The following is a 21,660-nucleotide window of genomic DNA, read 5'->3' on the forward strand; positions in this document are numbered from 1 at the left end:
AGGAACCCGCTCCCGTGCGCACCCCCCACCCGCCGCAGCCCGATCGTCCGCCGGGCGGATATTTCGGCGAGCCCGACGACGAACTCGCCGCTGTGCTCAGAGGCGGGGCGGAGGCCGACACCACCCGTCCCGTCGCCCTGCTGACGGCCCGGCACTGGCGGCCGGCGTACGACTACGCGGTGATCTGCCTCGCCACTTCGTCGCGGGTCGCCTCCCTGGTGACCGACGCGTCCTTCCACCACGTCCTCGACCGTATCGGCGAGGGCGGGCAGGCCCTCGCGCTGCGGCCCGAACTCCTCGTGACGGTACGGGACACGGTCCGGACCTGGGCCGCGGACGACCGGATGTGCGACGCCCTGCCGGCCCTGAGGAAACCCGCGGGCGGCCGCGGAATGCGCGCGGCGAAGTCCATGACGGGCGAGAACCGCAAGCTCGCCGAACACGCCTTCCTCGGTCTTCCGGGCGCCGCCCGATGCCTGTTGTGGCACACCGAGGTGGAGGCCGAATCGCTGTCCGTGCCGGCCGGTCTTCTCGGCATGGAGGAACCCATCGCGGTCGCCGCCTGGGAACAGGCCCGCGAGCAATTCCGGCAGGCCTGTCTCCGGGCTCATCTGGAATTCGCCCCGACGAGGGAATGCCGTTTCCACAACCGGCTCCTCGACGCGCCGATCCGGCGCGGCGACGCCCTGCTGCCGGATGTGCGGCAGCATCTGTCGGAGTGCTCCTACTGCCGCCACGCGGCGGCGCAACTCGGCCATTTCGAGGGCGGGTTGGGGGTTCTGATCGCCGAGGCCGTGCTCGGCTGGGGCGCCCGCCGCTACTTCGACTCGCGCCGGTCACGCGGACGGCAGGGGCTGCTGCCGCGCAGCGTCTCCCCGTTCCGGGGCAGGCGGCAGCGTGGCGGTGACGGACCCACGAAGAGCGGACGCCTCCTGGGAGAAGGACGCGGGGCGGGCCGCGAGCGGTCCGGAGAGGGCACCCGCTCCGGGGGCGACCTACGCGCGGAGAGCGGCGAGCCCCCGGCAGGCCGTCGACGCTCCGGCGCGGCCGGACGCCGCAGCGCCGAGGGGCCCCTCGGCGCGGGCGGAGACCTCGGTGCCGACGGACGCCTCGACATGGGCGTGGGACCCGGTGCCGAGGGGCGCTCCGGCGCGGGCGGAGGCTTCGGGGGCGAGGACTTCTCCGACGCGGGCGGAGGCGTCGAGGCCGAGGGGCGTTCCGGCAGGGGCGGCGGCCTCGCGGCCGACGGGCGCTCCGGCGCGGGCCCCGGCGCCGAAGGACGCTCCGAAGCCGGTGCGGGCCCGGGGGAGGGCAGGCGGTCCGGCGGACGACGGCGTGCGCAGTCCCCGTCCTCGTCGACGGGACGCCGGGCCGCGAGGTCGGCGGAGGGGTCCCAGCAGGTCCTGGTCACCGGGGCCGGACTGTCGGCCGCCCTCGTGGCGACGGTCCTCGCGGTGAGCCTGTGGCCGAACGAGGAGGGCGGCACCGACTCCGCCGCCGCCATCGGCGCCAGCAGCAGCCGGACCCTGTCGCCGGGTTCGCAGGTCCCGCCCGTGATGTCGACGCCGTCCACCGCGGCCGGAGTCGCCGCGAAGGGTGAGCGGACCCGGCTGCGCAACGTGGACGCCGACCTGTGCCTCGACGTACGCGACGCCAGGGCCGTCGAGGGCGCCGAGGCCACGCTGGACGTGTGCTCGTCCGCCTGGACCCAGCAGTGGGTGTACGAGAAGGAGGGGCTGCTGCACAGCGTGGCCAGTCCCGGGCTCTGCCTCGACGCGGAGGCCGACGACGGCGTCCTCGTGCTCGGCCGCTGCGCCGTCGAGGACACGGAGCGGCGCGAGGACCTGCGCTACGACCTCACCGACGAGGGCGAGCTGCTGTCCCGCGGGCGCGACGGACTGGCCGTCGCACCCGCGTCCACGGACCCCGGCGCCGACATCGTGGTCAAGGTCCGCGACTACTCCGACATCCAGCGCTGGCGGACCGAACGCCCTTAGACGGGGGCCGAGTCCGCCGTGGCCGGTTACGAGACGACGTCCTGGGGCGGCTTGCCCGCGATGAAGTCCGCGGCGTTCTGGACCGCCGCCAGGGCTATCCGTACGAGTGTCTCGCGGGTGACACCGGCGACGTGCGGGGAGAGCACGACGTTCGGCGCCTTGAGCAACCGCAGGGCCGGGGTGGGCGGTTCGGGGTCGAAGACGTCGAGGCCCGCTCCGGCGAGGGCGCCCGCGTGCAGCGCGTCCGCGAGGGCGTCCTGGTCGATCAGGGCGCCCCGCGAGGTGTTGACGACGAACGCGGTCGGCTTGAGCAGCGCGAGCCGTTCGGCGTCCAGGAGATGACGTGTCGCGTCGGTCAGCGGCGCGTGCAGGCTCACGTAGTCCGACACGCGCAGCAGTTCCTCCAGTTCGACATGGCGGGCGCCGAGCCGGGTCTCCGTCTCGGCGGACGCGCGCGTGGGACCGGCGTACACGACGCTCATGTCGAACGCGACCGCGCGCCGCGCGACCTCCTCGCCGATGTGGCCGAGTCCCACGATGCCGAGCGTCTTGCCGGACAGCTCCGTGATCGACTGCTGAAGCCGGGGCAGCGCCCAGTCCGCCTCGGTCAACGCCGTGTGCGCGGGCACCAGTTGCTTGGCCAGGGCGAGCATGAGGGCGAAGGTCTGCTCGGCCACGTTCTGCTTCTCGGCGCCGCTGGAACCGATGTTGCACACGGGCACGCCCCGCTCGCGGGCCGCCTCCAGGTCGACGTAGTCGAAGCCGTGGCTCGCGCACTGGATCAGCTCCAGGTCCGGTGCGGCGGCGATGTGCTCGGCGGTCACCGGTCCGAGGCCGGTGACGACGACATGCGCCTCGCGCAGCGCGGCCGGGTCCTCGTCCGTGGCCTCCACGACGGTGACGCGGGCCTGTCCCGGGAAGAGGGTGGCGAGCGCCGCTCCCGCCGTACGGCCGCCCACGTGCGGAGAGACGACGGCGAGCACGTTCCTGGTGACGGTCATGCGGTCTCCTCGATGAGGTCGTCGGGGCCGAGCGAGGCGGGGCGGGCGTGTCCGGACAGGGCGAGGGTCAGATCGAACTCGGCGAGCAGACAGCGGACGACGTGCTCGACGCCCGCCTGGCCGTCGAGGCCGAGACCATAGGCGTACGGGCGTCCGACGAGCACCGCCCGCGCTCCGAGGGCGAGCGCCTTGAAGACGTCGTCGCCGGTGCGGATGCCGCTGTCGAAGAGCACGGTGAGACGGTCGCCCACCGCCGCCGCCACGCGGGGCAGCGCGTCGGCGGCCGCGACGGACCCGGCCACCTGCCGGCCGCCGTGGTTGGAGACCACCACGCCGTCCATCCCGGCCTCGGCGGCCTTCCGGGCGTCGTCCGGGTGCAGGATGCCCTTGAGGACGATCGGCCCGTCCCAGTTCTCCCGCAGGAAGGCCAGGTCCGGCCAGGTCTTGCCGGGGTCCGCGAACATGCTCACGAAGTGCATCACGGCCGCGTTCGGATCCTCGTGCACCGGCTTGGCCAGTCCCGCCCGGAACGCCGGGTCGGAGAAGTAGTTGGCGGTGCCGACGCCGTGCAGGAAGGGCAGGTACGCCTGGTCGAGGTCACGCGGGCGCCACGCCAGCAGCGGGGTGTCGAGCGTGACGAACAGCGCGGTGAACCCGGCCGCCTTCGCCCGGTCCAGGAAGCTGCGGGTGACCTCGCGGTCCTTCGCCCAGTACAGCTGGAACCAGCGCTCGCCGTCGCCCATGGCCTCGGCGACCTGCTCCATCGGGGTGCTGGAGGCGGAGGACAGGATGTACGGGACGCCCTGCGCGGCGGCGGCCCGTGCCGCGGCGCACTCCGCGTCCGGATGCATGATCGACAGCACGCCGATCGGCGCGAGCGCCAGCGGCGCGGGCAGCGGGCGCCCCAGCACCTCGACGGACAGGTCGCGTTCGTGGACGTCCCGCAGCATGCGCGGCACGATCCTGCGCCGGGCGAGGGCCGCGCGATTGGCGCGCGCCGTGCTGCCGTCGCCCGCGCTTCCCGCCACGTAGCCGACCGGACCGGGACCGAGCCGCTGCTCGGTCAGCTCCTCCAGCCGCGTCAGATCGGTGGGCAGCCGCGGCACGGCGCCCGTCATTCCGTTCAGATAGATCTCGTACTGGAAATCGGCCCAGTGCTTCGCCATCCGTACGTCCCGCCTCTCGTCCGCAAGACCGCGCTGTACGAGGTCGATCCTGGCGAGGGTGACAAGTCCCGTCCACCGCGGTGCGCACATCGCGCGGCTGGAATCATCACGGTGTGACAAACAAGCCCTCCGAGGTCCGCGAACGCGTCAGGCAGGAGATGATCGCCGACCCGCGGGTCGTGGAGGCGATCGTCGCGGCGGTGCACGAACAGGTCCCGGTGTACGCGGCGCTCGACGACAGCCGGCTGCCCGAGGTACGGGCCATCGCGGCCTGGGGTCTGGAGCGGCTGCTCCACCTGTGGGCCACCGACGGCACCCTGGGACCGGCCGACCTCCGGCGCTTCCGGGGCATCGCCTCGGCCCGCGCGGCGGACGGGCGCCCGGTGCAGGCGGTGCTGCGCGCCTACCGGGTCGCGGGCACCGTCCTCACGGACGAGGTCGCCGCCCGCGCCCCCGCCCTCGGCGCCGCCGACGCGTTCGCGCTGGCCCGCATGCTCCTCGTCAGCCTCGACACCCTCTCGGAGGAGATGGCCACCGCGTACGCGGCCACCAGCGAGGACCTGGCCACCGACCGGACCCGGGCGTTGCGGGTGCTGCTCGACGACCTGATCGCCGGGCGGCACGCCTCCGTGGGCGCGCTGGCCGACCGCTCCGCCCGGCTGGACGTCCACCTCCCGGACCCCTGCTGTCTGCTGGTGGCCGAGCCTGCCGCCGCGGACCGGTCCGATCCCGCGCACGCGACGGCGACGGACCTGCTCGACCCCGCGTACGGGACCGCGACGGACCTGCTCGACGCGCTGGCCCCGTCCGGCGCCGAGGTGACCTCCCTGGCGACGGTACGGGGCTCCCGCGCCGTCCTGCTGCTGCCGCTCGCGGCGTCGGCCCGCGCGGGGACGGTCCTCGGGGAACGGTCCTGGCGCGGCTGTGTCATCACCGGCGAGGGCCTGGACCGGATCGCGCTCGCGCACCGGCTCGCCGCCGACGCGCTCGACACCGCCCCGGCCCACGCCCACCGGTCCGGGCAGGTGCTCACCGACGCGGACGCGCAGGTCCTGGCCCTGCTCGGGGGCCGCCCGGCGGCCGCGCCGGACCACATCGCGCGGCTGGTGCTCGGACCGCTCGCCGAGCCCGCGCAGCGGCATCTGCTGGACGCCCTCACGACGTACGTCGACGCGGGCTCGGCGAACGCGGCCGCGCGGGCCCTGCACCTGCATCCGCAGTCCCTGCGCTACCGCCTGCGGCGCGTGCGCGAGCTGACCGGCCGCGACCCCCGTGACCCCTGGCACCGGCTCACCCTGGACATCGCCCGGACGATCCGCGACTGAGGCTCCGTCACTCCGCGTCGGCCGGATCGTCCCCCGTCCCGGCGTCCGGGCCCTGCTCACGGACGCGCTGCACATGCTCCAGCGAGTCGCGCAGTTCGCCCAGCCAGTCGTCGGTGTGCCGCTGCACGAGACGGACGCACCAGGCCAGGGCGTCGCTGCGGCTGCGGGCGACCCCGGCCGCGACGAGCGTGTCCAGAACCTGACGCTCCGGCTGGCGCAGCCGGGTCATGACGGGCGCGGCGACATGGGTGAACAGGGCGCGCTCGGTGCCGCACTCCACGCCCCAGGAGACCTTCTTGCGGAAGCGGTGCTCCGCCTCGCGGGCCACCTCCACCCGGTCCTCGCGGGTGCGCTCGCGGAACTCCTGGATGCGGGCCAGGAGCGCCGCCTCCTTCTCGGCGGCCGAGGCGCCCTCGGCGAGCCTCGGCTCGGGGATGCGGCCGACGACGGTGATCTCCTCACGGTCGGCGGTCACCTCCGTCAGGCTCTCGAAGAGATCGTCGGGCAGGCGGCCGGCGAACCAGCCGCGCAGCTTCTCGCGTTGCTCCGATGTAATCATGTAATCACCATTACTCTTCCGTGAGTGCGGCGCAAGGGGTCCGGGAGGAGTCCGCCGACAGCGGAAGTCGAGGCGGCATGCCGGTTCAAGCGGAATGTTTCAGGCCTATTGCTGAGCCGTGTCTTTCCGGCCAGCCGACCGTTAGTGGTCGCCGACGGGCGCACAGTTACGGGCTTCACACGTTCGAATTCTGTGACTTCGCGCCACTGATTCAATACTCAAAGTTACCGAAACGCGTGGGGTCGATGTGTGTTTCCTGTGCGTTCTCGGCAGACTCGCGCTCGCCGAACCGGCACCGACCGAGCCGGTCTCGCATTTCATTCGAGCGGAAGGATGCACACAATGCCGAACACCGCGCGTTGGGCAGCGACTCTCACCCTGACGGCCACCGCCGTCTGCGGCCCCCTCCTCGGGTCCGCCCAAGCAGCCCCCTCCGGGCTCTACGCCCCCTCCGCCCTGGTGCTCACCACGGGCCACGGCCAGACCGCCGCCGCCGCGACTCCGGAACGCGCGGTCACACTCAACTGCGCCCCGACGGCCTCCGGGACCCATCCCGCCGCGCCGGACGCCTGTGCGGAACTACGGGCGGTCAAGGGCGACCTGAACGCGCTGACGCCACGCAACGACGTCTTCTGTACCAGGCAGTACGACCCCGTGGTCGTCACGGTCGAAGGCGTCTGGCAGGGCAAGCGCGTCTCGTACGAGCACACCTTCGCCAACGAGTGCGTGAAGACCTCCTACGGGATGACGGTCTTCGCGTTCTGAGAGACCGGGATCGCGTGGCCGACGTGAACATGGACCGGGATCCGTAGCTGGGGAGTGCGGGACCCGTCACGAAACGCCATGTGATTTCGCACCGAGGGCCGGTCAGACGGAGTGGGGCCGTCGACCGGCCTTCGGCATGTCCGCGTGACGCCGACGCGGGCGCCACCCCGTGGAGTGCGCCGCGGCGCCCACCGGCCGCCCCCCGGCCCGCGCTCGTGCCGTACCACGCCGGGGCGGTCCGTGCGCCGCACGGCCCCTGTCCGTCACCGGTCCGGGTCACCCGGGATGCCGGCGCGGCCGAGGCGGAGTAGCGGTGGAGCATGGGTGCACTCCTCGACTGGGACCAGCGGCTGTTCACACGGGTGGCCACCGTACGGGTGCCCGGAGCCGATCCGGCGCTGCGGCGGCTCAGCCACGCGGCCGACCACGGCCGCCTGTGGCTCGGCACGGCCGCCGGGCTCGGCCTCGTCGGCGGTCCTTCCGGCCGTCGGGCGGCGCTGCGCGGCCTCGGCTCGCTGGCGCTGGCCTCCTTCACCGTCAACACGCTGGTGAAGTGGAGCGCCCGACGCCCCCGCCCGCTGCTGGAAGGCGTCCCCGCGATCCGGCGCCTGGCCCGTCAGCCGCACACCACGTCCTTCCCGTCGGGACACTCCGCCTCCGCCGCGGCCTTCGCCACCGCCGTCGCCCTGGAGTCCAGGCGCTACGGCCTCCTGGTCGCGCCCGTGGCCGCCGCCGTCGCCTTCTCGCGCGTCTACGTGGGTGTCCACTATCCGGGAGACGTCCTCGCCGGTGTGGCCATCGGCGCGGGCGCGGCCGCCCTCACCTGCCGCTGGTGGCCGCTGCGGCCCGTCCTGCCGGAGCGGGAGCGGCCCGCGGCACGGGCGCCCGCGCTGCCGCTCGGCAAGGGACTGGTCGTCGTCGTCGACGAACCGGCCGGTACCGCGGTGTCCGGGGCGCCCGGGTCGTACGCCGGGCGGCTGCGCGCCCTGCTGCCCGAGGCCGAGGTGATCGAGGCCGGCCCCGACGACGACTTCGCCGAACTGCTCGCGGCGGCGGCCGACCGGGCGGTGGAGACCGGCGGCGCGCTCGGTGTCTGCGGGAGCGACGCCAGGACCGGGACGGCCGCCCGCGCGGCGGCCGAACGGGGGCTGGCCCTGGCCGTGTTCTCCGCCGGCACCGCCGACCGCTTCGCGCTGGACGTGGGCGTGCCGGACGTCGAGGACACCGCACTCGCGGTGGTCCGGGGCGAGGCGGTGTCGGTGGACGTCGGCGTCGCCCGTTCCGGGACGGGGGAGGACACCTGGTTCCTGAACGAGTTCAGCATCGGCCCGTACCCCGAACTCGCCCGGCTGCGGGCGGATTTGGAACAGCGCCGGCCCGCCGCGCCGACGACGGCCTTCGCGCTGGTCCGGGTGCTCGGCGCCGCCCGCCCGATCGAGGTGAACGTCAACGGCCGGCCCCGCCGGCTGTGGCTGCTCCTCGCGGGCAACGGCCGCTATGTACCGGAGGGAGTGACTCCCGCGTTCCGGCCGCGGCTGGACGACGATCTGCTCGATGTGCGCCTGGTCGACGCGAGCCACCGTCTCGCCCGCACCCGCGCCGTCGTCGCCGCGGTCCTCGGGGCCCTGGAGCACTCACGGGTCTACGAGGCCGAGCGCGTTCCGTGGGTGGAGCTGGACGGCATCGCCGGAGGGGACACCCTCGCGTTCGACGGTGAACAGCGCCCCGGCGCGCCGGGGTTGAGGCTGGAGAAGGAGTACCGGGCGCTGGTCGTGTACCGGCCCGTCCGGGGGACGGCCGAGCCGGTCCCGCGGGCGCGCGGGACCGCCGCGCGGTCCCGCGGCCGGGGACGGGGGAGGGGCCGCCGTCTCCCTGCGGACGGCGGCCCCTCGGCCTGACGGTGATCCTGCGTCACCCGGTCACATGTGGACGACCGGTGCGGCGTCCGGGTCCTGGGCCGGCGTGCCGCGGCGGTAGAGCACGAGCGCGAGGAGCGCTCCGGCGGCGAAGAAGCCGGCCGACCACCAGAAGGCGGTGGTGTAGCTCTCGATCGTCGACTGGGCCTGGACGAGCTTGTTCGTCACGTCCTTGCCCGCGAGGTAGCTGGTCGCGGCGCTCGCGGCGAGCGTGTTCAGCAGCGCGGTGCCGATCGAACCGCCGACCTGCTGCATGGTGTTGACGGTCGCGGAGGCGACACCCGCGTCCTCGGGAGCGATCCCGCTGGTGGCCAGCGACATGGCGGGCGGCATCACCATGCCGAGACCCGCGCCGATCAGCAGCAGAGGGGGCAGGACGTCGGTGGAGAAGGACGAGCCGATGCCGATGCCGGTCAGCCAGGCCATGCCGAGCGCGGCGACCGCGAAGCCCGCGGGGATGACGGCCTTCGGTCCGATCCGGGGGACCAGGACCGTGGTGGAGACCTGGGCCATGACCATCAGGGTCGCCATCATCGGCAGGAACGCCACACCCGTCTTCGTGGGGCTGAAGCCGAGGTTGAGCTGGAGGTAGTAGGTCAGGAAGAGGAAGACGCCGAACATGCCCGCGCCGGTGATCAGCACGGCGAGGAACGAGGCGGCCCGGTTGCGGTCGAGCAGGACGCGCATCGGCAGCAGCGGGTGCGCGGCCCGTGTCTGCCACCACGCGAACGCGGCCAGCAGGACACCGCCCGCGACGAGGAAGCCCCAGGTGGCGGGCGAGCTCCAGTCGTGCGACTCGGCGTTGGAGAAGCCGTAGACCAGGGAGAAGAGGCCGGTGGAGACCAGCAGGGTGCCCGGCAGGTCCAGCTTGGAGCCCGCCGCGTCACGGTGACCGCTCAGCAGGACCCAGCCGCCCGCGAAGGCGACGACCGCGAAGAGGAGGTTGACGAACAGCGTCCAGCGCCAGTCGAGCGCGTCGGTCAGGAGGCCGCCGAGCAGCAGGCCCACCGCGCCGCCGGCACCGGCGATGGCGCCGTACACGCTGAACGCCTTCGCGCGCTCCTTGGCGTCGGTGAACGTCGTGTTCAGCAGCGAGAGGGCGGCCGGTGCGAGGAGGGCGCCGAACACGCCCTGGAGGGCGCGCGCGGTGACCAGCATCCCGAAGCTGGTCGAGACACCGCCCAGGACCGAGGCGCCGGCGAATCCGGCGACGCCGACCAGGAACGCGGGCTTGCGGCCGAAGAGGTCCGCGATGCGCCCGCCGAGCAGCAGCAGGGAGGCGAAGGCCAGGGAGTACGCGGTGACGATCCACTGCCGGTTGCCGTCGGAGAAGCCGAGGTCCGCCTGGGCGGAGGGCAGGGCGATGTTCACGATGGTGGCGTCGAGGACCACCATGAGCTGGGCGATGCCGATGATCGAGAGGATCCACCAGCGCCGCTTCGACGAGGGCGCGGACGGTGAGTCCGCGGCACCCGCGCCGGTGCCTTTGGTCAGGGTCTGGGACATGGCAGAAGCACTCCAGGGAAGACGCTCTTGCGTGCACGTAAACGAAACGGTTTCGTACACATCGACCCTCCGACCATAAACCCCGATCGAGCGAAACGGCAACGTTTCGCTAGGCGGCCGGGTGTGACGTGCGTCCCATGGGCGTCCCTAGACTGGTTGCGGGGCCTGGAAGCCCTCTGGCCGGGGGACTCTCACCGAAGGACCGAGGACACCATGTCCACCGAAGTCACCGCGGGTACCGGGGCGTATCTGACCCTGGACGACGGCCGCCCCGCCGTCCGCTTCCGCCGCGTCCACGACCTCGCCGCCGACCGCGTCTGGCGGCTCGTGACCGACCCGGACGCACTCGCAGCTTGGTTCCCCTCCCGTGCCGAGATGGAGCTGCGCCCCGGTGGCGCGATCACGTTCAGCGGCGACCCGCACATGCCCGGGTCGACCGGGCGTGTCCTCTCCGTCGACCCGCCCCGCCATCTCTCCTTCGGGTGGGGCGGCGACGAACTGCGCTTCGACCTCGAGGCCCTCGACGGCGGGCGCACCCGTTTCACGCTCACCGACGTGCTCGCCGAGCGGAACACGGCCGCCCGCAACGGCGCCGGCTGGGAGGTGTGCCTCGCCGCCCTCGACCGGACGGTGCGCGGTGAACCGGCCGAGGGCCCGCGGGCCGGCGGGATCGCGGCCTGGAGGGAGATCTACGAGGACTACGTCGAGGCGGGCGTCCCCTCGGGCGCCCCGGTACCGGGCGCGGACTGATCGCTCAGGCGAGCTGCCGCCGCACCAGTTCGTGCAGCCGTCCGCCCGTGTCCGCCAACAGCTCCGCGGGCGGGCCCTGCTGGGCGATCCGGCCGTTCTCCATCACGACGACCCGGTCCGCGTCCAGCACGGTCGAGAGCCGGTGCGCGATCACCACCCGGGTGGCGTTCAGGGCCTTGGTGCTCTCGATCACCGTGCGCTGCGTCGCGTTGTCCAGTGCGCTGGTCGCCTCGTCGAAGAAGAGGATGCGTGGGCGACGTATCAACGCCTGGGCGATCATGAGACGTTGGCGCTGGCCGCCCGAGATCGCGCCGCTGCCCGCCACCAGCGTGTGCAGCCCCATCGGCATCCGCCTGATGTCCTCGGCCAGACCCGCCATCTCGGCCGCCTCCATCGCCTCCTCCGGCGTGTACGCCTCGGTGCCGCAGATGCAGTCGAGGATCGACCCCGTGAAGGGCTGCGCGTGCTGGAGCACCACACCGCACTGCCGCCGTACGGCGGACTGGTCGAGGGCTCCGAGATCCTGGCCGTCGTACAGCACACTGCCCGACACCGGCCGGTCGAAGCCGATCAGCAGCCGCAGCAGGGTGGACTTCCCGCAGCCGCTCGGCCCGACGACCGCCACGAACTCGCCCGGCCGGACGGCGAACGACACGTCGTCCAGGACGAGGGGGCCGTCGTCGGCGTACCGGAACGACAGCCGCCGTGCCTCGATCGAGCCGGACAGGACACCGGGACGCGTGCTCGCCCCGCGCACCTCGGGCGTCGCGTCGAGCACCGGCCTGATCTCCTCGAACATCGGCAGCGCGGCCACCGCGGAGACGAGCGCGCCGGTGATCTGGGTGACCGACGTCAGCAGCATCGTCAGCGACGTGCTGAACGTGAGGAAGTCCGCGGCCGACAGCGAACCGTGCGCCGGGCCCGCCAGGAGCATGAACATCAGCAGGGAGCACAGCGGCAGATACACCGCGCCCATCACCGTCGTCAGGTTCTTGACGCGGCCGACGCGCTGCTGGAGTTCACGGCTGCGCGCGAACTCGCCCGCCCAGGCCGCGTACGCGTAGTTCTCGGCCGCGGCGACGCGCAGCTTGGGCAGCCCGCGCAACGTCTGGAACGCCTGGTTGTTGAGCTTGTTGCCCAGCACCACCAGACGGCGCTGCCCGCGCACCTGCCACAGACCGAGACCCAGGAACACGGCCGCGACGACCACGAGCATGCCGATCGCGGCCATCGCCATCGGCACGCTGTACCAGACCAGCAGGCCCAGGTTCATCGCGCCGACCGTGCCCGCCTGTGCCAGCGTCGGGCCGATACCCGCGAGCAGCCGCCGGATCGCGCTCACGCCCATCGCGGCGCTCGCGAGCTCACCGGTCGAACGGGCGGCGAAGAACGAGGTGGGCAGCCTCAGCAGCCGGTCCCACACGGCCGGTTGGAGACTCGCCTCGATCCGGCCCTCCATCCGCAGCAGGGTGAGGTTCTGGAGCAGCATGAACGCCGCCGACACGACGCTGGTGACCATCAGCGCGAGACAGACCTGCGCGATCAGGCCGTGCTCCGCCTTCGGAACGTATTCGCCGAGCACCCGGCCGGTCGCGATCGGCACCAGGGCGCCGATCGCCACGGTCACCAGAGCGCTGACCGCGAGGGTGCGCAGATCCCCGCCGGCGCCCGCCAGACAGAAGCGCAGCAGCCGCAGCGGGCCGAGCCCCCGCTCGGGCAGCGGGCGGTAGAACATCACCGCCCGAGGCTCGAACTCCGACGCGTTGGCCTTCTCCACCGGCGTCTCCCGCCCGGAGGACGGCTGTACGGCGACGTAGCCGCCGCGCCGCCACAGCAGCGCCACCGGCGCGCCGGACACCGCCCGGCCGCCGACCAGCGGGCCGATGTCGTCACGCCACCAGCGCCCGTCGAGACGTACGGAACGGGTGCGGAGCCGTGAGGCGAGCGCGATCCGTTCGACGGGGTCGAGCCGCTCGCTCTCCGCGCCGCCTCCCGCCCGCTCGGCCAGGGTGATCCCGGCCGCGCGGGCGACCAGCTCGCAGGCCGCGTACGTGGCGTCGGCCTCGGCCGCGGTCGCGCGCTTCGCCGGCCGTCTGCCGATCGAGGCGAGCAGTGTCCGGTCGGCGTGGTCACGGACGGCCTCACCGGCCTTGATGCCCGCCGCGGTACGGTCCTCGTGACCGGCCTCCAGCTCCTCGATCCAGCGGTCGAGCGTGGACAGCAGCCGGTACTGCTGGTCGACCATGCCCTGCCAGAGGCCGGGGTCCATCAGCAGGTCGGCCGCGGCCTCGGCCCCGTACAGCGAGCCGTACTGCACGCTCCCCGGCGGGACTTGCATCCAGAACACGTCGTCGTCGGTGGGCGCGGGGGCGTTCTCGGCGGCCGTCGGCGCCTGGAGGAGGACGGACAGGCCGCGTCCGACGCCGAGCGCGAGGGCGTGCTCCAGCGGGCTCGACGCCGGCGGCACGAACTGGGGGTTGCCGTACGCGTCGTACGACCAGGTCGCCGTGCCGGCCTGCTCGTACAGCTCGCGCAGCCCGATCCGGCGCAGCTCGCAGCCGCGCAACGGCCTCCCCACCAGCGTGTGCTGAGGACCCGTCACCGGACCGAGCAGCAAGGAGCCCGCTTCGAGCCGGCCGAGGTGATGCCAGTGACCCTGCTGGGCCGCGTCGACCGCGAACAGGTCCATCGCGCCCGCGACCACCAGCCACAGGACCTGCGGACCCTCCAGATCGAGACGGCTCAGGCCCGCGCCGCCGACCGGGGTTCCCATGCCGCCGAGCGCCCCGAGCACCACGTCCCGCTCGTGGACGCCTTCGTGAACCGTGGTCATCTCAACGCTCCCTGACCAGACCGGCGTAGGGACCGCCGGCCGCCACCAGTGCCTCGTGCCGCCCGCGTTCCACGACCGAGCCGTGTTCGAGCACGACGATCTCGTCGCTGTCCCGCACCGTGCTCAGCCGGTGGGCGATCACCACGCAGGCGCAGCCGCGCCGGCGCAGGTTGTCCATGACGGTCTGCTCCGTCTCCGCGTCCAGGGCGCTGGTCACCTCGTCGAGCACCAGGACGCTGGGCCTGCGCACCAACGCCCGTGCGATCTCCAGGCGTTGCCGCTGGCCGCCGGAGAAGTTGCGTCCGTCCTGCTCGACCCGGCTGTGGATCCCGCCGGGACGGCGCGCGACGACGTCGTACAGCGCCGCGTCCTGGAGGGCGGCGGTCACCGCGTCGTCGGTGATCGAGGGATCCCACAGCGCCACGTTGTCGCGGACCGTCCCCTCGAAGAGGAACACGTCCTGGTCGACGAACGACACGGACGACGCCAGCGCCCCGCGCGGGATGTCCTCCAGACGGCGGCCGTCGATGCGGATCGCGCCCTCCCACGGCGTGTACAGGCCCGAGATCAGCCGGGACACCGTCGACTTGCCGCTGCCCGAACCGCCGACCAGGGCGACCTGCTGCCCCGGGCCGACCGTCAGCGAGAACCCGGCGAGCAGCGGCTCGTCGAGCGGGCTGTAGCCGAACGTGATGTTCTCCAGCTCCACGAGACCCCGCAGCCGCCGGGTGGATCCACCGGTGCCGGGGCGGTCGTAGAGCGGGTCGGCCCGGAAGTTCTCCACGTCCTTGAGCCGGGCCACGTCGGCCGCGAAGTCCTGGATGCGGCCGGCGACACCGTTGAGCCGGGTGACCGGCGCGGTGAACCGGGTGACCAGGGCCTGGAAGGCGACCAGCAGACCCACCGAGATCTGTCCCTCGACCGCCCGCAGACCGCCGATCCACAGGATCAGCGCGCTGTTGAGCATCGCCAGCGTCGGGGCGACCACCCCCAGCCAGGCGCTCGGCACCCCGAGGCGCTGCTGCTCGTCCAGCGTGGTGGCGTGCTGTCCGGCCCACTTGCGGAAGTAGCCGTCCTCACCACCGGTGGCCTTCATCGTCTCGATCAACTGGAGTCCGGTGTAGGCGGTGTTGGTCAGCCGGGCGGTGTCGGCGCGCAGCTTGGCGGTGCGGGTCGCGCGCAGCCGGATCACCACGCGCATCGCCACCACGTTGAGCAGCGCGACGCCGATGCCGACGGCCGTGAGCTGCGGGTCGTACGTGTAGAGCAGCACGGCGTACAGGACGACGACGACCGCGTCCACACTCGCGGCGGCGAGATCGCGCGCCAGGGTCTCGGCCACCGCGTCGTTCGACTGGAGCCGCTGCACCAGGTCGGCCGGGCTGCGCTGGGAGAAGAAGGTGACCGGCAGCCGCAGCAGATGACGCAGGAACCGGGCGCTGGAGAGCGTCGAGGAGATGAGGCGGCCGCGCAGCAGGTTCGCCTGCTGGAGCCAGGTCAGCACCACCGTCAGCAGCACCGAGGCGCCCATCGACGCGAACAGCACGCCCAGCAGCGAACTCTGACCGCCGATCAGATACTGGTCGATGAACGTCCGGCTGAGCGCCGGGACGGCCGCGCCGACCGCCACCAGCAGCAGGCTCGCCAGCACCGCGACGGGCATCGTGCCCGAAGTGCCGCGCAGCCGGGCGGGCATGGCGCCCAGTACCCCCGGTCTGCGGCCGCCCCCGCGAAATCCGGGGCCGGGCTCCATGACCAGGACGACCCCGGTGAAGCTGGAGTCGAAGTCCTCCATCGGTACGAAACGACGGCCCTTGCCGGGGTCGTTGACGAACACGCCCCGGCGTCCGAGACGCCGGCCCATGCCGTCGTACACGACATAGTGGTTGAACTCCCAGAACAGGATCGCGGGCCCCCGCACCTCGGCGAGCGCGGCCGTGTCCATCTGCATGCCCTTGGCGGTCAGACCGTAACCGCGCGCCGCCTTCAGCAGGTTGCTCGCGCGCGAGCCGTCCCGCGAGACACCGCACGCGATGCGCAGCTCTTCGAGCGGGACGTGCCGGCCGTGGTGGCCGAGCACCATCGCGAGGGACGCCGCACCGCACTCCACGGCCTCCATCTGGAGCACGGTGGGGGTGCGGACGGTCTTGACCCGGGTCCTGGGCACACTGCGCCGGGGCGGGGCGGCGCGCCGTCTGCCGCGGGTGTCCGGCGCGGCGCTCACGGCAGGAGCCAGTCGACGGGGCGCTGACCGGCCAGCCGGACCGAGGCCGTGGCCAGGGTCATGGAGGTGAGCGCGTAGGGCGGCCCGTCCGCGGACGACCACTTGAGGCCGCTGCGGGTGCCCGACGAGCGGTCGAGCCCGACCAGCACGGCGACCGGCCTGCCCTTCTCGCTGAACTGCTCGCCCAGTTGGGCGTCACCGAGGTAGGCGGCGATCTGCTGCCGGGTCTGCGCGCTGCGGCCGACCGTCTTCACATGGCCGCGCAGCACTCCGTAGCGCTGGGCGGGCACCGACTGGACGGTGAGGTCGACGGCGGCGCCCGCGGGAATGGCGGCGGCGCTCGCGGCGGAGACGTACACCGTCGCGTACAGGGGGTCGGTGGCGTGGGCGACCTTCTCCACGGCGGCGACGTTCGCGCCGGTCGAGATGATCGCGCCGATGGTGGCGGCCAGGGCGGTGACACGGCCCGCGGCGACCGTGCGGACGACGGCCGTCTCCCCGCTCGCCGTACGCACCTTCAGTACGGGGGCGTTCCCGGGAAGCCGTTCGCCCTCCTTCGCGAGGACCGCGGTGACCTGCCCGGCGACCGGGCTCTGGAGGATGTAACTGCCCTCCGCGTGGGTGAGGACGGCGGGCGCGCCGACGGTGGAGGCGACGGTGCCGGTCACCGCCCAGACAGAGGCGGCGGCCATGGCGAGGACCGTCACGGCCAGCGCGAGCCGGCCCTGCGGGCGGGCGAGGCGCACCGGAAGGTCGAGCTCTTCGGGGGACCGCAGCTTGGCGAGGGCCTGTTGGCGGAACTGCACGGGACTCTTCTCACCTGTTCGAGAGGCTCACGGCACCCGAGAGTCCCGGAACCTGTGGGGCGGTTCCGGGACTCGGCGGCGTGAAACGCGATCAGAGACCGGCGACCAGGCCGGTGACCGGGGCGGTGTTCAGGCCGGTCACACCCTCGACGGTGCCGATGGCCGTGCCCACGATGCCGGAGACCGGGGCAACGCCGTCCACCAGGCCGGTGACGGTGCCGACGGCGTTCAGCGCGAGGCCACCGGAGACGTTGTCGAGGTCGGCGTCGGAGATCTCGGCGGTCTCGACACGGGGGGTGGAGTTCATGATGGAACTTCCCTTCATATGGATATTCACAAGGGGGAGAGCGGCCCCCTCTGGGGGACAGACGACGGCCGCCACCGCGGGGGTGCGGCTCCCGTTCCCGGGAGCTGTGCGACCTCCGCGGTGCAACGGATCAAAGCACGGCCGCGGGGCGCGCTTCCAATCAACCAGGGCTCTCACCTGCGAACTTGCGCTCCATGGGCGGTGAACCGTGCAGGGGCGCACACGCCTCTGCGGCCACTTCTTCACATGCTGCGCGGCATCGGTTCACCCCGGCCCTTGCCACCCGCGCGCCGAAGGGGGCGGTCCCGGCCCATCGGGGTGCGGGGGGCGCGCGACTGTGCAGATCCCCGGTGCGCCGTGCCCCCGGTGAGCACGGGCTGTGCAGATTCCCTGAATCCGGGATTCCGCCTCCGCTCGTCGACGGAGCGTCACGGGCTGGTCGCCATCCGTGCCGATCGAGGGCGCGGCACCGTCGGCGGCCGGCCGAGGGCCGCGTCCCCGGCTCGCTCGCGCGCCGCGGCCTCGGCGCCTAGGAAATGACCCGGTTGTCTCCGCAATCGACGGCTTTGGCGAAGTCAACTTCCGCAATTTGCAATGGCAGTTGAACACCCCGGGTGGCACACGCGTATCAACCGGCAACCAGGCGCCCCCTAGTCAGCTGCCGGACGCGGCATCGACCCCGTCCCCAGGAGGTCAAGAGTTGAGTCACAAACGGATACCCAAGCGCAAGGCCGCGATCGCGGTAGGCGGCGTGGCGGCGCTCGGAGCGGCAGCTCTGCTGCTGCCCAACGCCAACGCGTCGCAGTCGAACGGGGACGCCGCCACTCCCAGAACCTTCAAGTCGAACGACGTCTCGGACGTCGCCTCCATGCTGGCCTCCCAGCTGGGTGACGCGTTCGCCGGCTCGTACTACGACGCGGCGAACAAGCAGCTCGTCATCAACGTCGTCGGTAACAACAGCAACGTCGTCAACCAGATCGAGCGGGCCGGTGCCGTGGCTCACCAGGTGCAGAACAGCACCGCCGCGCTGCAGGCCGCCGCGAAGACGCTCAAGACCGACGCCACGATCCCGGGCACCTCGTGGTCCGTCGACCCGAAGACCAACGAGATCCGCGTGACCGCGGACTCCACCGTCACGGGCGACAAGTGGAACACGGTGGAGTCGACCGTCAAGAACCTCGGTTCCGGCGTGGCGACCCTCTCGAAGTCGGCCGGCACGCTCAAGACCTTCGTCGACGGCGGCGACGCCATCTTCGGCGGCAACGCGCGCTGTTCGCTCGGCTTCAACGTCACCGCGGGCGACGGCACCCCCGCCTTCCTCACCGCGGGTCACTGCGGTGTCGCCGCCGCCCAGTGGTCGGACGCGCAGGCCGGCGCGCCCATCGCGACCGTCGACCAGGCCACCTTCCCCGGCGACGGCGACTTCTCCCTCGTCAAGTACGACGACCCGGCCACGCAGACGAACAGCGCCGTGAACGTCGGCAACGGGCAGAGCGTCCAGATCAACGCGGCCGTCGAAGCCGCCGTGGGTCAGCAGGTCTTCCGGATGGGCAGCACCACGGGTCTGCACGACGGCAACGTGACCGGTCTCAACGCCACCGTGAACTACCCGGAGGGCACCGTCACGGGCCTCATCCAGACCGATGTCTGCGCCGAGGCGGGCGACAGCGGCGGCTCCCTGTTCACCCAGGACGGCGGCGCGGTCGGCCTGACCTCGGGCGGCAGCGGTGACTGCACGGCCGGCGGCGAGACCTTCTTCCAGCCCGTCACCACCGCCCTGGCGGCGACCGGTGCGACGCTGGGCGCCGGTGACGCGGGTGCGGGTGCGGGTGCGGGCGACGCGGGTGCCGGTGACGCCGGTGCCGGCGGCGCGGTGGACCCGAGCGCGAGCGCCGCGGACCCGGGCGCCGCGGACCCGGGCGCCGTGGACCCGGGCGCCGGCGGCGACGCGGTGGACCCGAGCGCGAGCGCGGTGGACCCCGGCGCCGGCGGTGACGCGGTGGACCCGGGCGCCAGTGACGCGGCGGGCGCGGACGCCGGCCAGAACGCGACGCACCACAAGTCCCACAGGAAGCACCAGTAGTCCGGTGCCGCGGCCTGACAGTGGGCCGCGGCCACGGGTGACGGTCCGGACCTCGTGTCCGCCCCGTGAAGCCGGTGAAACCGGCGATCAAGAACCACTGACCGGCCAACGGAACAGGGAATTCCGGTCGACAGTGGACAGGTCCGGCCCTCCGGCGGGAGGGCCGGACCGCTCCTCATCCGGCGTCGGTCCCACCGCGCGGCCGTACCCGCAGCAGGAGCAGGGCGACATCGTCGGGCCGCTCCCGCGTGGCTTCCCCGCCCTGCTGGAGCAGCGTGTCGGCCAGCTCGTCCAGGGGCTGGTGCCCGTTCGCGGCGAGCCGTCGCGCGAGGTCGGCGAGCGCGTCCTCGATGTCGACACCCGGGGACTCGATCAGACCGTCGGTGTAGAGGGCGAGCACCGACCCGGGGACGAGCGGCACCTCGGTCGTCGGATAGACGGCGTGGGCGTCGATCCCCAGCAGCGGCCCGCCCGCCAGGTCGAGCACCTTCACCTTGCCGTCCGGCCGGAGCAGCAGCGGCGGCGGATGCCCCGCCCGGGCCATCACCGCGACCCCGCGCGCCGGGTCCAGGCGCAGATACAGACAACTGGCGAACAGCTCGGTGCCCAGGTCGATGAGCAGCCGGTTGGTGCTCCCCATCACCTCCTCCGGCGCCTGGCCGACCGCCGTGTACGCGCGGACGGCGGTACGGATCTGCCCCATCAGCCCGGCCGCCGTCACGTTGTGCCCCTGCACGTCCCCGATCACCGCCGCCGCCCGGCCGTTCGAGGACACCATGTCGTAGAAGTCCCCGCCGATGTCCATGCCCTGGGTCGCCGGCAGATAGCGCGCCGCCGCCTCCACCGAGGCCAGCGGCGGCAGCGACGCCGGCAGCAGCGCGGCCTGCAGCCCCTGCGCGAGCTGGAGCTTGGCGTCGTAGAGCAGGGCCCGCTCCAGCGCCTGGGCGATCAGCCCGCTCAGACTGGTCAGCACCGCGCGCTCGTCGGCCGCGAAGTGGTGGGACTGCGCGTACCCGAGGACGCAGGTGCCCACCGGCCGCCCGGAGGCCACCAGCGGCAGATACGCCCACGCGCCCATGCCGTCGGGTGTGGCGTTCCGCGCCGGATACAGCCGCTCCAACTGCTCGCGCGAGTCGAAGAACGCGGGCACGCCGGTGTTCAGCGCCTGGGTGCCCGGGGTCTGCTCGCTCAGCGGCAGCCCGTTGAAGCGCTCCACGATGTGCGCGTCCGGATAGCCCCGGTGCCCGAGGACGTGCATGCGCCCGGCCCGGCTGGCGAGGACGACGAGGGACTGGCTGCCGACGGCGGGCGAGATCTCGTCCGCCACGAGCTGCACCACGTCCTGCACGCCCGCCGCCTCCGTCAGCGCGCTCGCCAGGCTCAGCACATGGGAGATCGTCACCAGACGGGGGCTGCCGTCGCGTCGCTGCGGTCCCGCCCGCGTCATCTCCGACACCGGCCGGGCCCGCGAGATCCGCACGCTCAGCCCGCTCGTACTCGGATACAGCCGGAACGACAGCCATTCGCCCGGCGGGCGCAGCGCGACGAAGGAGGTCACGTGCTGGCTGATCAGCGCCGCCCGGTAGCGGTCCTCGTAGACCGGGTCGTTCAGCCAGGGCACGGCCGCCCACAGCTGGGTGCCCAGGAGACCGCTGACCGGTACCCCGAGCAGCTCGGCCGTCGCCGCGTTCGCGAACCCGACCCGCCCGTGCAGATCCAGCGAGCACAGCCCGTACGGCAGCCGCCCCACCATCCGTGCCGCCTCCACCGAGCCGAGCGTGCCGCCCGGCGCCGTGGGGGAGGGCGTGAGGAGGTCCGGCTCGGGGTGCAGCGGGCGGTTCTCCGCGGCGGCCCGCTCCAGCCGCAGCGCGAGCCGGTCGCAGGCCGCCGAGAGGCGATCGCGCTCCCGGTCGGAGAGGTCGGGCGGATGCGAGCCGGGCCAGGTCACGTAGACGGCCCCGTACACCGTGCCCGCCGTCGCCACCGGAAGCGCGACGAGCGCGAAGGGATACGGGAGCACCACCGCGATCCGGGGATACCTGCGGGCCATCTCGTGCTCGCCCCCCACCCAGACCAGCCGCCGCCCCCGTACGGCCTCGGCGACCGGGATCGGCGCGTTGAGCCCCACCCGCTCCCACGGCGCGGCGAAGGCCCGTGGCAGTCCCGCGGAGACCGTCATCTCCAGCACCGGCTCCTGGGCGGACAGCAGATAGACGGCTCCCGAATGGGCGTCCACGTCGTCCATCATCGCGGCCAGCGCCAGCGACAGCAGCGGACGTCCCACGGGGGCCGGCCGAGCGGCCGGCGCCTGCGCGGTCTCCTGTCCGTCGGACACGGCGACCACCTCCTCGCGGGGCCGTCCACGACCTCCGCCTTCCAGGGGACAAGGCTCCTCCCTGTCGGCCGATCGCGCACGGCGAGC

General features: G+C 73.1%; 15 protein-coding genes. 6 read left to right on the plus strand and 9 right to left on the minus strand.

Annotated elements, in window-relative coordinates; genetic code table 11:
* Window positions 1–14 precede the first annotated feature (14 nt).
* A complete protein-coding gene (locus ACIQ7M_RS23350) occupies window positions 15–1,997 on the plus strand; it encodes an RICIN domain-containing protein (RefSeq protein WP_403647388.1) in 1,983 nt (660 codons plus the stop codon).
* A 26-nt stretch (window positions 1,998–2,023) separates the two neighbouring features.
* On the opposite strand, the gene ACIQ7M_RS23355 is transcribed toward ACIQ7M_RS23350, so the two are convergent.
* Together ACIQ7M_RS23355 and ACIQ7M_RS23360 are read right to left on the minus strand one after the other, a co-directional pair.
* Window positions 2,024–2,998: a 2-hydroxyacid dehydrogenase gene (locus tag ACIQ7M_RS23355; RefSeq protein ID WP_403647391.1), complete on the minus strand. Its 975-nt coding sequence runs from the start codon at window positions 2,996–2,998 to the stop codon at window positions 2,024–2,026.
* Entirely contained in the window at window positions 2,995–4,164 is a 1,170-nt protein-coding gene (locus tag ACIQ7M_RS23360) for a lactate 2-monooxygenase (protein ID WP_403647394.1), read from the minus strand. Before ACIQ7M_RS23360 ends, ACIQ7M_RS23355 begins: the two co-directional genes overlap by 4 nt.
* 113 nt (window positions 4,165–4,277) lie before the next feature.
* Between ACIQ7M_RS23360 and ACIQ7M_RS23365 the strand changes: the two genes are divergently transcribed.
* The gene (locus ACIQ7M_RS23365) at window positions 4,278–5,489 is read left to right on the plus strand and encodes a PucR family transcriptional regulator (protein WP_403647397.1); all 1,212 of its coding nucleotides are present in this window, start codon (window positions 4,278–4,280) and stop codon (window positions 5,487–5,489) included.
* 7 nt (window positions 5,490–5,496) lie between these two features.
* Here ACIQ7M_RS23365 and ACIQ7M_RS23370 read toward each other — a convergent pair whose 3' ends face one another.
* Window positions 5,497–6,048: a hypothetical protein gene (locus ACIQ7M_RS23370; RefSeq protein WP_386979926.1), complete on the minus strand. Its 552-nt coding sequence runs from the start codon at window positions 6,046–6,048 to the stop codon at window positions 5,497–5,499.
* A gap of 342 nt (window positions 6,049–6,390) precedes the next feature.
* On the opposite strand from ACIQ7M_RS23370, the gene ACIQ7M_RS23375 reads away from it, so the two are divergent.
* A complete protein-coding gene (locus tag ACIQ7M_RS23375) occupies window positions 6,391–6,813 on the plus strand; it encodes a protease inhibitor (protein ID WP_384802129.1) in 423 nt (140 codons plus the stop codon).
* Window positions 6,814–7,133: 320 nt separating this feature from the next.
* Window positions 7,134–8,711, plus strand: coding sequence for a phosphatase PAP2 family protein (locus ACIQ7M_RS23380; protein WP_403647400.1), 1,578 nt, complete (start codon window positions 7,134–7,136; stop codon window positions 8,709–8,711).
* Between the two features lie 21 nt (window positions 8,712–8,732).
* On the opposite strand, the gene ACIQ7M_RS23385 is transcribed toward ACIQ7M_RS23380, so the two are convergent.
* Window positions 8,733–10,235, minus strand: a complete 1,503-nt coding sequence (locus ACIQ7M_RS23385) for an MFS transporter (RefSeq protein WP_403647403.1) — start codon at window positions 10,233–10,235, stop codon at window positions 8,733–8,735.
* A 213-nt stretch (window positions 10,236–10,448) separates the two neighbouring features.
* On the opposite strand from ACIQ7M_RS23385, the gene ACIQ7M_RS23390 reads away from it, so the two are divergent.
* Window positions 10,449–10,985 (plus strand): SRPBCC family protein, encoded by a 537-nt coding sequence (locus ACIQ7M_RS23390; RefSeq protein WP_403647406.1) that lies wholly within the window; start codon window positions 10,449–10,451, stop codon window positions 10,983–10,985.
* Between the two features lie 4 nt (window positions 10,986–10,989).
* On the opposite strand, the gene ACIQ7M_RS23395 is transcribed toward ACIQ7M_RS23390, so the two are convergent.
* The 4 genes from ACIQ7M_RS23395 to ACIQ7M_RS23410 form a co-directional block, all read right to left on the minus strand.
* Window positions 10,990–13,818, minus strand: coding sequence for an NHLP bacteriocin export ABC transporter permease/ATPase subunit (locus ACIQ7M_RS23395; protein ID WP_403647409.1), 2,829 nt, complete (start codon window positions 13,816–13,818; stop codon window positions 10,990–10,992).
* A 1-nt stretch (window position 13,819) separates the two neighbouring features.
* On the minus strand, window positions 13,820–16,042 hold the full coding sequence (locus ACIQ7M_RS23400; RefSeq protein ID WP_403647412.1) for an NHLP family bacteriocin export ABC transporter peptidase/permease/ATPase subunit: 2,223 nt from the start codon (window positions 16,040–16,042) through the stop codon (window positions 13,820–13,822).
* Entirely contained in the window at window positions 16,039–16,848 is an 810-nt protein-coding gene (locus ACIQ7M_RS23405; protein ID WP_403647415.1) for an HlyD family efflux transporter periplasmic adaptor subunit, read from the minus strand. Before ACIQ7M_RS23405 ends, ACIQ7M_RS23400 begins: the two co-directional genes overlap by 4 nt.
* 91 nt (window positions 16,849–16,939) lie before the next feature.
* Complete coding sequence (locus ACIQ7M_RS23410) at window positions 16,940–17,155, minus strand: type A2 lantipeptide (RefSeq protein WP_326783939.1); 216 nt, start codon at window positions 17,153–17,155, stop codon at window positions 16,940–16,942.
* A 700-nt stretch (window positions 17,156–17,855) separates the two neighbouring features.
* Here ACIQ7M_RS23410 and ACIQ7M_RS23415 point away from each other — a divergent pair.
* Complete coding sequence (locus tag ACIQ7M_RS23415; protein WP_403647418.1) at window positions 17,856–19,238, plus strand: S1 family peptidase; 1,383 nt, start codon at window positions 17,856–17,858, stop codon at window positions 19,236–19,238.
* 175 nt (window positions 19,239–19,413) lie between these two features.
* On the opposite strand, the gene ACIQ7M_RS23420 is transcribed toward ACIQ7M_RS23415, so the two are convergent.
* Window positions 19,414–21,582 carry a SpoIIE family protein phosphatase gene (locus ACIQ7M_RS23420; protein WP_403647421.1) on the minus strand — a complete coding sequence of 723 codons (2,169 nt, stop codon included), beginning with the start codon at window positions 21,580–21,582 and terminating at the stop codon, window positions 19,414–19,416.
* Between the last annotated feature and the right edge of the window lie 78 nt (window positions 21,583–21,660).

Source organism: Streptomyces sp. NPDC096324 (assembly GCF_044763015.1).
In the GTDB taxonomy this organism is placed as follows: domain Bacteria; phylum Actinomycetota; class Actinomycetes; order Streptomycetales; family Streptomycetaceae; genus Streptomyces.

What these genes read in the sequence shown, in the direction of transcription:
- ACIQ7M_RS23355 (WP_403647391.1), bottom strand. Translation starts at nt 2,998, where the DNA reads ATGACCGTCACCAGGAACGTGCTCGCCGTCGTCTCTCCGCACGTGGGC.
- ACIQ7M_RS23360 (WP_403647394.1), bottom strand. Translation starts at nt 4,164, where the DNA reads ATGGCGAAGCACTGGGCCGATTTCCAGTACGAGATCTATCTGAACGGA.
- ACIQ7M_RS23370 (WP_386979926.1), bottom strand. Translation starts at nt 6,048, where the DNA reads ATGATTACATCGGAGCAACGCGAGAAGCTGCGCGGCTGGTTCGCCGGC.
- ACIQ7M_RS23375 (WP_384802129.1), top strand. Translation starts at nt 6,391, where the DNA reads ATGCCGAACACCGCGCGTTGGGCAGCGACTCTCACCCTGACGGCCACC.
- ACIQ7M_RS23380 (WP_403647400.1), top strand. Translation starts at nt 7,134, where the DNA reads ATGGGTGCACTCCTCGACTGGGACCAGCGGCTGTTCACACGGGTGGCC.
- ACIQ7M_RS23385 (WP_403647403.1), bottom strand. Translation starts at nt 10,235, where the DNA reads ATGTCCCAGACCCTGACCAAAGGCACCGGCGCGGGTGCCGCGGACTCA.
- ACIQ7M_RS23390 (WP_403647406.1), top strand. Translation starts at nt 10,449, where the DNA reads ATGTCCACCGAAGTCACCGCGGGTACCGGGGCGTATCTGACCCTGGAC.
- ACIQ7M_RS23395 (WP_403647409.1), bottom strand. Translation starts at nt 13,818, where the DNA reads ATGACCACGGTTCACGAAGGCGTCCACGAGCGGGACGTGGTGCTCGGG.
- ACIQ7M_RS23410 (WP_326783939.1), bottom strand. Translation starts at nt 17,155, where the DNA reads ATGAACTCCACCCCCCGTGTCGAGACCGCCGAGATCTCCGACGCCGAC.